Origin of the sequence: Halomonas sp. 141 (genome assembly GCF_002810305.1) — a bacterium.
Lineage (GTDB): Bacteria > Pseudomonadota > Gammaproteobacteria > Pseudomonadales > Halomonadaceae > Vreelandella > Vreelandella stevensii.
The window spans coordinates 1-15,507 of the sequence record NZ_PINZ01000030.1 but is presented as its reverse complement, the minus strand read 5'-3'; the positions used below and the strand labels follow the sequence as shown (position 1 = coordinate 15,507).

Annotated in this window: 10 protein-coding genes and 3 pseudogenes; 10 read left to right on the top strand and 3 right to left on the bottom strand. The window is 51.7% G+C overall.

Going from position 1 to position 15,507, the window contains the following annotated elements:
* Nucleotides 1–3 precede the first annotated feature (3 nt).
* The 7 genes from CWI66_RS12540 (at nucleotide 4) to CWI66_RS12515 (ending at nucleotide 10,998) form a co-directional block, all read left to right on the top strand.
* The gene (locus tag CWI66_RS12540; protein WP_100731859.1) at nucleotides 4–4,044 is read left to right on the top strand and encodes a DUF2357 domain-containing protein; all 4,041 of its coding nucleotides are present in this window, start codon (nucleotides 4–6) and stop codon (nucleotides 4,042–4,044) included.
* 161 nt (nucleotides 4,045–4,205) lie between these two features.
* Complete coding sequence (locus tag CWI66_RS12535) at nucleotides 4,206–5,318, top strand: IS3 family transposase (RefSeq protein ID WP_157808973.1); 1,113 nt, start codon at nucleotides 4,206–4,208, stop codon at nucleotides 5,316–5,318.
* A gap of 59 nt (nucleotides 5,319–5,377) precedes the next feature.
* Nucleotides 5,378–5,797, top strand: a complete 420-nt coding sequence (locus CWI66_RS18045) for a hypothetical protein (RefSeq protein ID WP_157808972.1) — start codon at nucleotides 5,378–5,380, stop codon at nucleotides 5,795–5,797.
* Complete coding sequence (locus tag CWI66_RS12530) at nucleotides 5,797–8,667, top strand: hypothetical protein (protein WP_100731857.1); 2,871 nt, start codon at nucleotides 5,797–5,799, stop codon at nucleotides 8,665–8,667. The genes CWI66_RS18045 and CWI66_RS12530 overlap by 1 nt, the downstream gene beginning before the upstream one ends.
* Nucleotides 8,664–9,596, top strand: coding sequence for a hypothetical protein (locus tag CWI66_RS12525; protein WP_100731856.1), 933 nt, complete (start codon nucleotides 8,664–8,666; stop codon nucleotides 9,594–9,596). Before CWI66_RS12530 ends, CWI66_RS12525 begins: the two co-directional genes overlap by 4 nt.
* Nucleotides 9,597–10,445, top strand: coding sequence for a hypothetical protein (locus CWI66_RS12520; RefSeq protein ID WP_100731855.1), 849 nt, complete (start codon nucleotides 9,597–9,599; stop codon nucleotides 10,443–10,445).
* A gap of 25 nt (nucleotides 10,446–10,470) precedes the next feature.
* Nucleotides 10,471–10,998 (top strand): hypothetical protein, encoded by a 528-nt coding sequence (locus CWI66_RS12515; RefSeq protein WP_100731854.1) that lies wholly within the window; start codon nucleotides 10,471–10,473, stop codon nucleotides 10,996–10,998.
* Nucleotides 10,999–11,012: 14 nt separating this feature from the next.
* On the opposite strand, the pseudogene CWI66_RS12510 reads toward CWI66_RS12515, so the two are convergent.
* Both CWI66_RS12510 and CWI66_RS12505 read right to left on the bottom strand, forming a co-directional pair.
* Nucleotides 11,013–11,531 (bottom strand): annotated as a pseudogene (locus tag CWI66_RS12510) (IS630 family transposase); the annotation flags it as partial.
* A gap of 38 nt (nucleotides 11,532–11,569) precedes the next feature.
* A pseudogene (locus CWI66_RS12505) lies at nucleotides 11,570–11,773 on the bottom strand (transposase domain-containing protein); the annotation flags it as partial.
* A gap of 180 nt (nucleotides 11,774–11,953) precedes the next feature.
* On the opposite strand from CWI66_RS12505, the gene CWI66_RS12500 reads away from it, so the two are divergent.
* Genes CWI66_RS12500 through CWI66_RS12490 form a run of 3 tightly spaced genes read left to right on the top strand, consistent with a single transcriptional unit; the run spans nucleotide 11,954 to nucleotide 15,158 of the window.
* Nucleotides 11,954–13,216: a site-specific integrase gene (locus CWI66_RS12500; RefSeq protein ID WP_081193851.1), complete on the top strand. Its 1,263-nt coding sequence runs from the start codon at nucleotides 11,954–11,956 to the stop codon at nucleotides 13,214–13,216.
* Nucleotides 13,213–14,157 carry a tyrosine-type recombinase/integrase gene (locus CWI66_RS12495; RefSeq protein ID WP_081194004.1) on the top strand — a complete coding sequence of 315 codons (945 nt, stop codon included), beginning with the start codon at nucleotides 13,213–13,215 and terminating at the stop codon, nucleotides 14,155–14,157. The genes CWI66_RS12500 and CWI66_RS12495 overlap by 4 nt, the downstream gene beginning before the upstream one ends.
* Nucleotides 14,154–15,158: a site-specific integrase gene (locus CWI66_RS12490; RefSeq protein WP_081193853.1), complete on the top strand. Its 1,005-nt coding sequence runs from the start codon at nucleotides 14,154–14,156 to the stop codon at nucleotides 15,156–15,158. The genes CWI66_RS12495 and CWI66_RS12490 overlap by 4 nt, the downstream gene beginning before the upstream one ends.
* A 153-nt stretch (nucleotides 15,159–15,311) precedes the next feature.
* Here the strand turns inward: CWI66_RS12490 and CWI66_RS12485 are convergent.
* Nucleotides 15,312–15,507, bottom strand: a pseudogene (locus CWI66_RS12485) (IS66 family transposase); the annotation flags it as partial.

The window sequence follows — 15,507 nt, the reverse complement described above, 5'->3', positions numbered from 1 at the left end:
ATAATGAAAAGAACCATTGAATTTGACTCGATTGAATCTCTTTATAGGGGGCTAAACGATAAAGATGAGGCAAAGACCCAAGCCAATTGGCTACTAATAGTTCGGAAGTGGCTGACGGAAGTCTCGGGCTTCGATCCTGTTTCAGGGCATGCCCTGCATACTGGAATTGTCGATTTTTTGAGTACCGTGGAGAGATCGGTGCAGGATGAGTCACCAGAGGGCGAGATAAAGGACCGTATCTATCGAATTGTGTCGCATTCAAAGGAATCAGTTCTGGCAATCATGGAGCATACTCGGGATAAGATATTTCGGGAACATGCCATGCTGCCAATACATGCGGCAAGAGAGGTTGACAGTAAAAGTGTGCAATGGCTCAGCCGTCAGCCGGGAAGAACACTCCGCGAGAAACTTTCCGGTAAACCTTATATGAAGGCTGTCAGGCGGAGGTCCAGTGTTGATACGGCAGAAAACCGACTATTAAAAGCTTTTCTACTGCGGCTGGAGCAGATTCTGATTGAAAGACAGTATGCTTTGTCTGCAGCGGCAGAAGAGACCTGTGAGGAACTGCTTGTTTCCCTCCAGCGCTGGCTTAGAACTGAAGATGCCGCTGAAATTGGCAATTGGGGCAATCTTCCGCCCAACAACACGCTTCTTCAGGATAAGCGTTATCGAAAAGTCTGGGATGGTTGGCTCTGGCTCCAAACCATCGACGAGCAGATCACTGGGGACAGCAAAAGAGTCCATAGCGATATTCTCAGTGTTATTTATTGGAATACCCTTTCCTTACTCAACCACAGTGGTCGTTTTCGAACCGTTCAGCAGCCGGTCGGTCTCGACTATGATAATTTTTCTATCTCCCCAGAATTGCCGGTCAGGGGATATTTATTTCCTGCTGCTGACTCAAAGATCAAAGGAAAAATCAAAAAAATAAACTATGAGAAGAAGTTTGGCTTTGTAACACAAGAAAGCGGTGTTGATTTATTTTTTCATCAAAGCAATCTTTCAAGCAAGCTCAAGCTTGATTCATTATCTACTGGAAATGAAGTTTCTTTTGTTATCGGCAGCAACCGACAGGGCGAATGTGCTGACGACATAACCCTTCCAGCAGGAATCATCCATGTCGATTTCAATTTGACAGGTGATAAATGGAAGATACAAGTCGGTGAGGATAAGTATTTATTACAGATCGTTTCCGGGAATCTTGTTATTGAGCAAGCTCAAGGCGCAAAAAATAAATTAAAAATAGAGCCAGCAACTCTCAAAGAGATACCGAAGGCGATACTGTCATTAGTCGCGGATGCCCCGTTTGAATACTCTGCGCCGACAAATATTCAAAGTGGTCCAATACGGATGGATAGCTCTGTTGTTGACCTGTGTTCTATCCGTCCGACGTTCACGAATAATACAGGCTCTCAGGCGCATCTGCCGTTCAGGTTGCTTCAGCAGCACTGGCCCTTAAATATTAATGGAGGGGTGGTAATAGACTGCGGTTACGCAAAATCAATCGCCCTGCATTCCGATATTGAAACGGTCAGCATGAGGAGCCTCTTTTCACATAGCTCAACACTGCCCGATGCCACCAAAAGCAGTGCATCGATGTTTTTTACTAAAAAGTTGAGTGACTATATCAAGGCAGACAAGCTGACCTATCTTGTCCCTGATTGGGGCAATGACTTCGATCTGGAGGGAATAAGAAAAAGCGTCAATTTTTATTTTGATGAGTCGACACCGCTTCCCAAAAGCATTGCCGCTATCTTTGCATGGCAATCATCGAAGAAATTTGTACAGGACAGAGTCCGAGAAAATGATTTTGTGCTGGTGGTTGAGTCATTTGATGGCGGCATTTCAATAACCCCAGTTCAGGCAATATACCAAAAAGAGCTGGACGAAATATTGCCTGAGACACAAGGCGTGAGCTGGGAAAGACATCCTACGGTTATTGTGCCAGACAGAAGCATTCATACTGCCATGGCCCGCAATCTTGACCGTAATGGCTGTCAGACATCTGAAGAACTCCTCCATTTGTTCGGCTTCGATGGTTTAGCCAGTGATTCCGGGGAAGTGTCCTTTGTGAACAATGATCACTGGTATCACTTACCGGGTTCTATTCGGGAGGCTCTGACTCAGGATTTAGATCTCAACATATTATCAAACGACGCTATCAGCGACTGCCTGAACTCTACAAACAGGGATTGTCGGGGAGTTGGTGTCTTTATCCTGCCTCTTGAGGATACAATCAGGAAACCAGATGTGCGAATGGATTACAAGTGGCTGGGGTCTGCATGGTCACCAATTAAAGGCTGCCAGACTTTAAACAGATGGCAGGAGGAAGTTGATGACATTGCCCTTTGGCGTGATCATCTGCCAGAGCTGTCGATCAGAATTGTACGTGATGGGCACTTTGAAAATTTCTATCTGGTAAAAGATGCGACAGTGACACCGCAACGTGGCAGAACTGTGAATATACCAGTAGAAGAGTCATTTACTCTTCCAGCCGGACAAACGCATTACAGTTTTCCTCTGCAGCAGGGAGAAGGCAATAAAGAGCTGCAGTTTGTTGCATACCTGAAATCGCCAGCATTCCCTTTGAAGAAGGCCACGGCCTGCAAGCTGAAGATGACCTACACCTATGGAGCGGATGATCCATACGAATTGAAATTCATTCCGTTGGATTCAGCGGAAGCAGGTTTTAAATCTATTCGGGTTGAATGGCGCTCAGCATCAGAGGGTGAGGCAGCCGATCTTGAGAACTTGCCGGTTCCAGATTTTCCAGCCCGTAAAAGCTGGTCCGATTTTCAGCAATTCCCGAAAGAAGATGGCAAAAGCTTCTCTGACCTTCTGGACTGGTGTTGCTCCAAAATTGCAGGCTTGAATGATCTGATCTCGTTCGATTATGAACAGGAATTTAAATCTATCCTGAATAAAAGAAAAGTCGGCTATTTGGAATGGGGAACCACTGACCGTACAGGGAAATACTATTGCCGAGTCAATGTTGATGGAGAGAGTGTGTTTTGCCACAGTTCTCAATTTATTGAGGCTGTTGATGAAAATTCCCTATATGAAGGATGCCCGGTTTATCTGGATGTTTTTACCAATGAAAAAGGTCCTTCCGGATCAAATATATCATTTTCAGAGAGCTTACCCTCACGGCTCCAGGAGAAGGCACAGGATACCATCAATCGGAAGCTTTCCAGAACCATGGAGTATGCTGAAAAAGGAATCTTCAGCCTCCGATTTCCAGCATTAACCATCTGGAATCATGGCCACTCCCTTTCAGAGTCAGATGTGCCTGACCATTTTAGAAACGCGATATTCGAAGGTACTCAAAAAATCATATCAATTATTGAGTCAGAAAATATGCCGGACACCCTTAAAGAGGAGCTTTTCTTCTTTCTATGTTGTCTACATAAGGATGCCCCCGAGATTGTTGGTTCCAGGCTCCTTGATGCTGTGAAGGATAAAAAGCTTTTGCGGAGGTACCACAAGAATATTGCTTTCGCCATCGGTAATGCCGAACTGCCATACCAACAAGAGCTCTTGGAGAATGTCATCGACCCCATTGATAATGAGGGCCTGACCAGATCCATTACCATGGAGGTTTTATCGATAGCCCTTTGGCGTTCCAAAACACTGATCAACAAATTGACTAAAGAGGAGCTCGTAGCTTTATCCAGAAACTTATATGGCTGCCTTGAGTTCGACCTCCAGAAGGTTGTTAATGATGGGAAAGGATATCAGATCGCGACTCTCTGTAAGCACTTGGAACTTCTTCTTGCACTCCTGAGAAGCCGACGGATTGAAGACGAAGAGGTCAAAATGATTTTCGCCCCAGATAATGACCTGACTAAAAAATATGTGGCATTGGTAGATGATGTTTCCAAAATAGTTATCGAAAGTGACATCGAGCTTAAGTCCCGAATCAGCCTTCAAATTGAAAAGCCTGAAATGTTCCGCAACACTCCCGATCTGTTATACGCATTGCGGATGTATCTAACGGGAGACGCTGGTGCAAGCTCGATAGGAATTACATCTGTTTCGGAGTAAGCAATGGGATGGAGTCCTCCCCACCTACTCCGGCGTCGTTGCGCCACACTAGAGCGAGAGAATGCCCGTCTTCAGCAACGGCTCTCGACCGCCGAAGACTGCCTGCCGCTCCAAAAAAAAGCCTTATCGATGCTCGATCGCCTGAACAATGGGAGCGAACCATGATCACGGTACTCGAAGAGCGCCCGGCGCACCTTCCAATGGCCATGGCCTGTCGAGCCCTGGGCATCAACCGCAGCACGGTGTACGCCTGGCGAAAGCGTCGCGATGAGCCTTCTACCGAGGCCACGACGTCACGCCGGCACTGTCCGCAGCCCAGAGCCCTGTCGGCCGAGGAGCGAGCGCAAATGCTGGAGATCGCGCATAGCGAGCCCTACCGGGATCAGCCGGTATATGAGATCTACCACGACCTGCTGCAGCAAGGGATCTATCTCGGCTCGCTCAGCACGTGGTACCGGCAGTTGCGTGCGGCCAAGGAGAGCGGTGACCGCCGTCCTCAGCGTGCGCCCCAACACCATGCCGTGCCACGTATTACGGCAAGGGCCGCCAATGAGGCCTGGACATGGGACATCAGCAAATTGTCCACGCGGCGACGCGGCGTCTACCTCAATCTCTACGTGGTGCTGGATCTCTACAGCCGCTTCATCGTGGCCTGGATGGTCTCCCACAAGGAGAATGCCGCCTTGGCTCGGCAGCTCTTCCAGGAGGCGGTGGATCGCTACGGCATCCCGCATGGCGCGCTGACGCTCCATCAGGATCGAGGCTCGCCGATGATCGCACGCAGCTACCTGGACCTCATGGGGGAGCTGGGGGTGACGTGCAGCCACAGCCGCCCGAGGGTGAGTAATGACAACCCGTTCAGCGAAAGCCAGTTCAAGACCAGCAAGTACCAGCCCGACTATCCCGGGCGCTTCGAGAGCATCGTCCATGCCCGGCAGTGGTACAGCGCCTACGTCGACTGGTACAACCTGCAGCACCATCACAGCGGGCTGGCTGGCTTCACGCCAGAGCAGGTCTTCACTGGCCGATACCGCGAGATTGCAGAGATCCGCCAGCGAGCGCTCGATGACAGCTTCGAGGCGCATCCCGAGCGGTTCATGCGCGGGCGCCCCAAAGTGGCGATGCCGCCGGCCAGCGTCTCGATCAATCCGTTACAGCCCGATGACGACGACCCGGCACCCTACAGCGTGGTGAACTTCCCGACCCTGCCGGTGGCAAGCGACACCGCGACGAAATCGACATTAATTTTTAACAAGCTGTCCGAATCAGGTTGACAGGTTCCGGGGCTGTGATTATAAATAACGTTTAAAAAAACTCGATAGCGGGAGTGAGTGTGTTTTCATGCCGAAATACAGCCGCCATTTTCGGCATATTAGCCAGTTTTTCCTGCGTTCAAAGCTATAGCCAGCCAGTTTATGCCGATAGCTTGGATGATTTTGCTGCACGGCTGTTATGTCGTGATGAAGCTGATTGTCTTTCCTCGCAAAGCGCAACACCTCTCAACCCCTTAGTCATCGAAGGCACCGTTCTGCCTGATGATGCTGCCCGTGGCGTTGATGAAGAACAGGCCTTTTTTATTCAGCAGGGCGCTTATTTGAATCAAGCGGGCGCCCTGGTATCGCTTGAAGGCAGTGCTATCGTTGTAACGCTGCCAGAGCGTGGCCAATTAAAAACAGGTAGCGGAACGACAGTGGTAACAGCGCCTCGAACAGCCCCCGTCATTATCACGATACCAAGCGAACAAAGAGAATAATGCGTCATTACTTAAAAAATGGGAGGGCTTGGCTTTGGCTGCTCTTCACACTCAATATTGCCTATTTAGCTTATGAACTAGCGTTTAACAGCCGCCTGGTAGATGCATCGGTGGCCCGCTTATCGAGCGGCGACATTAGAGCGTTAGAGCTAGAGGGACGGATACTGTCGGGTATCGGACTTAGCTTGCTGCTACTACGCCTGGTCACATTAAAAAATAAGCCAACCAAGTTGTTTATAAAGCAGGTGACGCTGGCGATTGCCATTGGCTTCCCTGTCATGTTTTTTGGCCAGCGCATCTTAGTTGATGTTTTGATTGATCGTACTTCTGCTGAGCAGCGTATGGATGCTCAGCATCTTCTGCTGATGAAACGAGGGCTTGCCACGAACTCGCTGCAATTGGAAGGCATCGCGTTTGATGAAGAGGATCTCGATTCACCTCATACGCGCAGCTTTCTTTCAGTATTAGGGCTGATGACGTTTGTCTCTCCCGCCTTTGTTGATGATCTCAAGGCAGAGGCAGAGCGTATTATCCATCAAGTAGCGACAAATGAAGCAAGTAAGGAGCTACCTGAAAGCTACCAAGGCTATGAAACGCTACAAGAGTCTACTCGTGGTGCATGGGACGCGTATAAAACGATTTCGGATAATTATTGGGCGGCCCAGCAAGAGATCTCCAGCTACGCTGAGCAAGCGTGGCTAGATGTGCAAGAAGACCTATTAAGCCAATGGCGAAATAACCAAGTAGAAGGAAGCGAAGAGGCTTTCACTCGCCAAGTGCTGACACTACAGCGCAGTTTGGCAACCTATTTTAATGCCCGACAGCAGTGTGAAAGTGGCCGTTTTAGAAATGAATGTATTGTTCGAGTTGAAGAGATTTATCGTAAAGAAGTAGTCGACAATTTAGGGCACTATATTGCCCCTACAGATTGGTGCTATGCCCCCGAAGTAGTGACCCAAAATGTCCGTCGTGGCAATCGTTTCGTTACTGAGCAGCGAACCGTTCAGCGCTGTGAAGACCTCTCTTACGAGCATTTGAATGGGAAGCTAGCCACCGTTTTAGGTGCGCCTGCTTCTTACGAACACTTCGTGGCGAGTGATGACGTTGCTGCTCAGGTAAGGCAAGCAATGCTGGCGCAGGGTATTGAGCTACCCAGTGATTGGCGCGCGAATGACCGGGAGGGATTTCTTGAGGCGATTATTGCAGAGCAGTCTCACGAGATAGGCGAGCAAGCAGATCAGTCCATGCAGCAACATTTAGGCGCATCGCTACCACTTGATTTGAATGCCGACGCTTTTATTGCCTCTCAGCCAATTCAGGATCAACTACACGAGGCGTTACAACCGCGTGATGAGCAGATGGTCATCACGTTAGACCTGACGCCAGAGCAGTTCAGAGACCAGGTGCTGTTACCGCACTATTTAGCGTATGCCGAAGCGGAGCGTCAGCGGTTATATGATGACGCTCAACTGCTCGCGAATGGTCAGCCTAGAGAAGAAGAGGGTAAACAGTACGTTCGAGCACTTATTGTGCCACCGATTGCGATGGGCTTTTCACTGTTTTTTGCGTTAGTGAATGCGATTGGTTTGGCCGCAAGTATTCCTGTTCTCATGGGTTCCAGACATCGCTGGTTACCCCACGCGATCAAAGTGGGTGGGTTGGTGATTGTTGTAACGGTGCCTATGTTGAGTAGTGCGGCGGTGACGCAAACCCCAACGTACCGTTATTTTAACGAAGAATTTCAGCGCTCAATGACCACAGGGGGCGCGTTATTTGCCACCTGGGTAATCCACACCCAGCCAGTGATCTATTCGTTAGGGCGCTTCGCTGCTTACCTTGCGCCTCCATTGGTAAGCGGGCATTCCAACGCGATAGAGCGTCTTGAAAGTGAAGCAACAACATCGGGCTCTGTTGAACAAGCTGCGGTGGAGAGCCCAGCTGAGCCATCGGCTTCTCCTTATTCTCTCTCTCCCTATTCTCCCTCTGCCGCCGAAGACAACAGCACTCATGTGGCGTTGCCAGAGAACGGGAGGCCGTTAGGTGTGATGCATCTAGACGTCTCAACGCCGCTAGAAAGCCAACTAGCCACACTGCATGAAAACATGCCCCATCACGCGGCACTTATTGATGTCCAGCAGCTCAGTGACGGCAACTGGGCGATCCATCGTTCTCCGGTGATCACTGGCGAAGGTACCTGCCTTACCAATTTCTCAAGAGCGATGGATATTAGTCGAGTAAATAGTCTTCAGTGGCGAGCCGCCAGGCATGGCGACTGTGGTAGCGACGCGATTGCGAAACGCCCCGTTAGTATTCCTCTTGCAACTGATTTTGCTCGTGTTATCCAGCGAAATGAAGTTGGCATCGCGTTATGGGTGCATTTCCAACCTACGCTCTTGGGCGAAGTTAATTGTCATGCAGTACGTCGTGAGGCCGACCAAATTGCTGATGTGCTAGGGGCCCATCGCTTTACCGCTGCCGCCAGTACGCCACAGGTACTTAGCTGTTTTGCGCGGCATGAACGTCAGTATGGCCTTGCTTATTTCGGGCCTGAGTATGGTGAGCCCCAAGCAGAAGGAGACAGCCAGCTTCGTCGTATGAGCTTGGCAGACGTTCAGCGCCTGCGTGAGCGCGCCAGGGGGGTTGGCTATCGTCCTCAAGCCTTAACGCTATCGGAAGCTGCGTTAGAGGGCATTCAAGGTGTGCTGACACCGGGAGACTGGCTAGTGGTTCATCACAGCCATACCAATACCGACGTATCCACCTTTTCACAAACTCACGAATTACGCTATGGCGTTTTTGGAGCGGGACAATTGCCCGCCAGTGCGGCGGGCCAAACGCTAGACGTGATAGTGACAAGGAACCATGAATGATCATGAAAAAAGCGCTGACATGGGCAGGAGCCATCGCGGTCGGAGTTACAACACTCTCTGCTGCGCATGCTAACGATTTGGTGGTCGAGCCCTTCGCACAATCAGCATTAACGGAAGAGCAAAAGCAAGCCTGGCACTATTACATTGCTCAGGAAAGTGCCCAATATGGTTGCCAATACGGCGATGATATTCGCTTACAGGAAGACCCCCGGGGGACCTTGCAGGCATTAGCCAATGGCGACGATATGGACCCTCTCCAGGTGACGTTACGTACTTTTCTATTTGCCGGGGAGAACGTTCAAACGCTGTTAGCGCGCAATATGGTGATCGCGAGCATGGAATGTAACCCTGTCTATTACTTTGATGGGGAGCTAATTGGCCATCCGGTACTGCCCTTTGAAGAGTATCTCGACATCTTGCTTTCTAAGTTAAGGCAAACACCAGAGTTAAGTGCGCACATGGAATTTTTGCGCGGTACCAAAGCAGCGGCGATTGATGCGCGTTGGTTCTGGGCATTTTATCTATTAGATGGCGACCACTATCGGTTACTAGGCCAGAACGTCAACACTATTCAACAAGTCGCGCGCATGTTTGTCGGCAGCTTAGGCAACGTGATGGAAGAAAACGCGTTTTGGTTGATATACGACAATGTGTTTAGCCAGGGTATCTACGTTGAAAATACCAACGAGTGCCAAGGTGAGCAGGCCGAGCCTAATGCCAACATTGTGGTTGATAAAAACATTGCCTGGGAAATGGTGGAAGCCTTTTACAGAGAAGAAGGTATTTCAAGCCGGGGCAGTTGGCGGCCAGTCGTCCAGCAAGAGGGTGATGGCTATCAATTGGCTGAATCAACCGCTATCGAAGATCCCGTTAATCCCTACTTTAACGTAACTCGCCGCGTCACTATCCGGCCACAGGAGTGCCAGTAAATGTATCTTAAGACCCTATTTGCCGCCGGGGTAATATCACTGTTTTCACTGCCCGCCAGTGCATTCGCCCAGACTGCCTGCCAGGACGATGAGCGGCTCTATTCATTTGCTGACTATATCGATGAACGGCAGGCAGGCACGTCTGAGCCTTTGCAGTTAACCGTGGCAACATTTTTAAACCTGACGCCAAATGCGAGGGAAGTGATCGGTGACAATCTACGCTTACTCGATAGTGAGTGTCGCCCGATGCAAGTCAGCCAAGGTGAGCCGCCATTTAGAATCGAAATGCCCTTCTCGACACTGTATATGGGCTTTTACGATGCTGTCCTAAGAGGGGATGAAAGAACACAGCAAATTCTGCTCAATAGCTTTCGTGCTGAGCCTGTCGATCCTATGGAGTTCATTAGTTACTTTACGGTGATTGATAGCGGCAACGAAGAGCTGATGGAGCGCTTGGCAAGAAGTGCGGGAATTAATATTCATACGGCTTCTTGTGACGCTGAAACAAAGTACCTGCACTTCGCTGATCTGTTTGTACGTTTTGGTGGAAGCGTTTACGGCGAGCATGGAAAAGCTTGGATTGTATCCGGTGGCCAACCCCAAGTTACTTCTGTTGATGCAAATTTGAGCCAGAAGTATACAAGTTTAGCTGGGAGGAGCTGTGGCGTTTCAAAAAACTCCGTGTTATCCGTAGCTGAAGCGGCGGGTGCGATCACCTTTGATTTAGGAAATAGTGCTGTTGATCATTGGTGGCATGGAAATAAATTACGTAATTTCTACACAGAAAAACATACGCAATGGCTTGAACTAGGTGCCCCCGACACCGTGCCTGCAAGTTTGTTCGATTAAATATAAATTTAAAAAAGGGAACCGAATGAAACGTACTTATAAACCACTGCTCGCAACAGTCCTAGGGTGCGCGCTTTTTTACGGCGGCACTGCGGCAGGCTCAACAGTTGATTGGACACCCCTGCTTGAGTCGTGGGAAGAGGGCTGTGGCCAGTCTGAAGAGTGGGTCGATTTACGCAGAAACCTAGTTACCTATTCAGGGGATTCGTACTACCCAGACGTTAATGAAATAGTTCTGCCTGCTACATATAAAGAAGGTCTCGGGGAGATAGATCTCTTTGAGCGGAATCCAGATTATAGCGGCTACCGTTTAGCAGCAAAAAATGGTGAGTACTATGGCCTGCCAGTTGAAAGCTTCGTTTTTTATCTTGGAAACTCAAACGGCATTAGCGTGCTTTTGGTTGAGTTTTCAGCGCCTATTGCCGACGTGCAGGAAAGGCTTTCAAGCGTTGATTATTCCCTGGTGAACCATGATAGCGGCCCCTATCAGGCGCAGTTGATTACTGACGAAGAAGCGGGAAAAGCCATGCTGATGTGCGATTTAAGTACCTAATCTAAAGTAAGTGCCTATTCAAAATTAATCGCGCATTCAGTGCCATAGCCATCGAGTAGCCGGTGTACCTCATCACAGAGGTTATCAAACGAAAGATACGCACTCAGCGGCAGCCATGCATACTTCATCTGCCGCCACAGAATCTCAATCAGATTCAGCTCCGGCGAGTAAGCCGATAAGTAGACCAGATGAACACGATGCGACATCCACTCGAGTATTTTCCGCCTGAAGGCCTTGGAGCGATGCATGCTGGCATTGTCGAGCACCACCACGGCGAAGGTGTCGGGGTCTTTCTGGGCTACAAAATGGTCAAACGCGTCGATGACCGTATCGGTGGTCACGGACTCGGTGGCGGTGTGATAGATCAGCTTCCCTGCTCGGCTGAGAAATCCCAGTACGTTCAGCCTTCGGCTATGTGAGTGGGCGGGTACTTCGTAGGGTTTACCAATGGGGCTCCACGCGTATGGCACCGACGATGATTGTGAAAAGCCTGATTCATCAAAGTAATAGAGCTCATGTTCGCCCTGGTCTTCCGTAAACGCTCCACCAACCCCACCTGTTGCGGCCTGAGTTAGACCGGTAGAGTGTCTTTCCAGCACCAGGGCAGCAGCGTGCCGAGGTCGTCATCCTCACCGAGAGTTGGCAGGGTCTCGAACACGAACTGCAGGTACTCGTAGGGTGAGAGGCCGTTGGCCTTGGCCGTCTCGATCAGGCTGTAGATGGCCGCGCTGGCCTGGGCACCGCTCGGTGTGTGGCTGAACAGCCAGTTCTTGCGGTTATGGAAACACTTCCATAACCGCAATTATCCTCAACCCTCAGTTATGGAAAGTTTCTGAGATAGTCCCTTCAAGATCGCTTTCTTACCGCTGCCTCGTGCCATTGGCAGTGATGATTTGCCTTCCATAATTACTGGTGGTGTTGTTTTAGCTCCCCCTCATCAGGAAGGAGAGCCACCATGTTTGAGTCTACTCATTCGTTGTATGCACTGGCGCATCAGTGGTTTGCCGATTCGCCGCTCAGTAATAATGAAGATGCTTATGTTCAGTTCCTAATCGAGCGCGGTTACGCGGTTGGTACGATCCAGGGATATTTCAGCAGCGTCGCGCATTTCGCCCATTGGTGCAGGACGCAACAAGTCGGTCTTGGCGATATCGATGAAGCGCTGGTTAACCGCTTTATGGATGAGCACCTGCCGGTTTGTCGATGTGCCGTCCGGTGCCGACGCGCACCTCGCGAGATGCACGCTGCGCTTGGGCATCTGTTTGCGATGCTCTGTGCTAAGGGGCATGGTATCCAGGCGGATAGTTCCCCGGTTTCCGCTCCTATCGCAACAGAACTTGAGGATTTCGACCGCCATCTTACTGAGGTACGAGGACTGGCACCAACCACGCGTTCAGTCCGGTTACGTCATTTGCGCGATTTTCTCATCTACTGTTTTAGCTCCGGGCCGGTGCACCTGAAGCGGCTCGGACTGTCGGATGTAATCCGTTTTATCGCCCATTACACGGCGGACTGGGCTCCGGCGTCGATACTTACCGCCACCACTTCGTTGCGCTGTTACTTCGCGTTCCGGGCCAGTCAGGGCGAGCAGACCTCCGCGTTGATCGCCGCTCTGCCTCGGATCGCGCAGTGGCGGCTGGCTGGACTGCCGCAGGTTCTGTCCAACGCAGAGATAGATCAGCTACTCGGTGCCTTCGATCGCTACCAGGCCACTGGCAAGCGCGATTACGCAATCGCGCGTTGCCTGCTCGATCTGGGCTTGCGTCGAACAGAAGTGGCTCGTCTGTGCTTGGACGATGTGGATTGGCGGACCGGAACACTGATCATTCGCAGTAAGGGCAAACGCACCGATGTGTTGCCTCTGCCCGATGTCACTGGGCATGCTATCGCCGAGTACTTGCTGGATGGTCGACCGAAAACCACGCGCCGAGAGCTGTTCGTTCGGCACCGGCCACCCCTCAATGCGGCAGCTGATCCGGATATCGTGCGCAACGCCATTCGTTATGCGGCGAAGCGCTGTGGACTCGAACACTGTATTCGCGGGACTCACATTCTGCGGCATACCCTGGCCGGTCGACTGGTGCAGGGCGGCGCCCGGTTCAAGGAGATTGCCGACCTGCTGCGCCATCGCAGTCTGGATACCACCACAATCTATGCCAAAGTCGATCTTGAGGCGTTGGCTCAGGTGGCTCTACCGTGGCCGGGGAGGTTGTCATGAGCACTCCTGTGACATTTACCGCTCGGGTCGACGCCTATCTGGATTACCGCCGACAGGCCGGCTTTGCATTAAAGATCGAGGGCGAACAACTGGCGCGGTTCGCGCGGTTCGCTGATCATATCTCGCCTGGGGGAGCTCTGACCATGCAGCTGGCTGAACAGTGGGCTTGCGCCTCAGGCCGACCAGGTCCGCTCACCGCTGCCCGCCGAATGGAACTCTTGCGCCCCTTCGCCCGCTATTGCCAACAGTTCGATCCGGCCACTGAGATTCCGCCCCGTGGGCGCTTTGGACCCGCTCACCGTCGTCTGACGCCACATGTTTTTACTGACGCCGAGATCCGTGCGCTGCTCGTGGCCTGTGCCGATCTACACCCGCCCGGCGGCTTGCGGGGGATCTGTTGCGCCACGCTCTTTGGACTGATTGCTTCGACGGGACTGCGGACATCGGAGGCCACCGGCTTGCAACGCCCAGATGTCGATCTCGATCGCAGTTTGCTGCATATCCAGAACACCAAGTTCGGCAAGTCACGTTGGGTACCGCTGCACTCCACCACGACACAGGCTTTGCAGCGCTACGTACAGCAACGAGATCGAGATCCTTTTGCGGCTACTACCGAGGCTTTCTTCCTCTTTGACTACGGCCGACCCGCGACCACGCAGGGCCTGGAATATGCATTCAAACTATTGCGACAATGGTTGCATTGGCGCTCCCGAGGCGGTCACCCGGCACCGCGTATTTATGATCTTCGCCACACCTTTGCCTGCCGTAACCTTGAGCGCTGGTATGCGCAGGGCCTCGACATCGACTGCCATATCCTGGCGCTATCTACCTACCTCGGTCATGCCAAGATCACCGACACTTACTGGTATCTCACCGCAACGCCCGAGTTGCTGGCCCGGGCAGCTCAACGCCTGGAACAATTTCAAGGAGGTGGCTTATGAGTACCTCGGTGCCGGTAACTTTTCCGTGCTTGCTACAGCAGTTTTTTGTGCAGCGCTTGATGCAGCAGCGCCAGGCCAGTCCGAATACCGTATCAGCCTATCGAGATACCTTTCGGTTGCTGCTGACATTTGCCCATCGGCGTCTTGGAAAACATCCCAGCGAACTTACGATGGACGATCTGAACGCCACGCTCGTTCTGGATTTCCTTCACTACCTCGAAGAGGAGCGCCACAACTCGGTTCGCAGCCGTAACGCACGATTTGCGGCGATCCGGTCGTTCATGGAGTACGTGTCCTTTCAGGAGCCTTCGGCCCTTGCCACCGCGCAGTCCGTGCTCGCCATCCCCATGAAGCGTTTTGAACAGCAACTGATTGGGTTCCTTTCGCGTGAACACATGGCAGCGATTCTTGACGCACCGGATCGCAATACCTGGACGGGACAGCGGGATCGGGTGATGTTAGCAACACTTTACAATACCGGCGCTCGCGTCTCCGAACTGATCGGAATGCGGCTAGAAGATCTGGTGCTTGGCCCCAGCGCTTCCGTGCGTATTCGCGGCAAAGGACGCAAGGAACGGTCGACACCCTTGTGGCCTGAGACGGCCGCGCAGCTTAAACGCTGGTTAAGAGCCTATCCTCGCCAGCCTGATCAACCGCTGTTTCCAAGTCGATCAGGCACCACTCTGACGCGCATAGGTGTGACTGAACGCTTGAAGCTTGCGGTCAGAGCAGTCGCTGCGCAATATCCCGAACTGGCCAAACGACGAGTATTTCCGCATCTGATTCGACATTCCATTGCCATGCATATGTTGCAAGCCGGTGTTGATATCACCGTCATTGCGCTATGGCTCGGGCATGAAAGCCCGGAGACCACTCACAAATATGTCGAAGCAGATCTGGCGATGAAGGATCGGGCATTGAAAAGCATCCAGGCGCCTTCCCAGGCATTGCCGCGGTACCAGCCATCGGACAGCGTGTTGGCGTTTTTACAGAGTCTCTAATTATGCAGGATTTATAGGGACCACCAACATTCAAGCAACACAGGGTAGATGCTGCTAAGTGCATCAACTGCCGAGCAAATCAGCATCTATCCTGACCATCTTTCAGAGCACTCAAAGACCACACCCTTCCATAACTGAGAGCCGAGGATAATTGCGGCCGACGACGAAGGGGCGAATGGCGTTCTCGGCCGGGTTGTTGTCCAGCGGGATCAACCCGTCATCGAGGAAGCGGGTCAGGCGCTGCCACTGGCCCTCCAGGTAGTGCAGCGCCTTGCCCAGTGCGCTCTTCGGCAGCACCTGGGTCAGCGACTTGTCGAGCCAGGTGCGCAGCTGGGTGATCAGCGGGCGG

Excerpts from the sequence above, each read along its gene's own strand:
- CWI66_RS12530 (WP_100731857.1), top strand. The coding sequence starts at position 5,797 with ATGCGTCATTACTTAAAAAATGGGAGGGCTTGGCTTTGGCTGCTCTTC.
- CWI66_RS12525 (WP_100731856.1), top strand. The coding sequence starts at position 8,664 with ATGATCATGAAAAAAGCGCTGACATGGGCAGGAGCCATCGCGGTCGGA.
- CWI66_RS12520 (WP_100731855.1), top strand. The coding sequence starts at position 9,597 with ATGTATCTTAAGACCCTATTTGCCGCCGGGGTAATATCACTGTTTTCA.
- CWI66_RS12540 (WP_100731859.1), top strand. The coding sequence starts at position 4 with ATGAAAAGAACCATTGAATTTGACTCGATTGAATCTCTTTATAGGGGG.
- CWI66_RS12515 (WP_100731854.1), top strand. The coding sequence starts at position 10,471 with ATGAAACGTACTTATAAACCACTGCTCGCAACAGTCCTAGGGTGCGCG.
- CWI66_RS12535 (WP_157808973.1), top strand. The coding sequence starts at position 4,206 with ATGATCACGGTACTCGAAGAGCGCCCGGCGCACCTTCCAATGGCCATG.
- CWI66_RS12490 (WP_081193853.1), top strand. The coding sequence starts at position 14,154 with ATGAGTACCTCGGTGCCGGTAACTTTTCCGTGCTTGCTACAGCAGTTT.
- CWI66_RS12500 (WP_081193851.1), top strand. The coding sequence starts at position 11,954 with ATGTTTGAGTCTACTCATTCGTTGTATGCACTGGCGCATCAGTGGTTT.
- CWI66_RS12495 (WP_081194004.1), top strand. The coding sequence starts at position 13,213 with ATGAGCACTCCTGTGACATTTACCGCTCGGGTCGACGCCTATCTGGAT.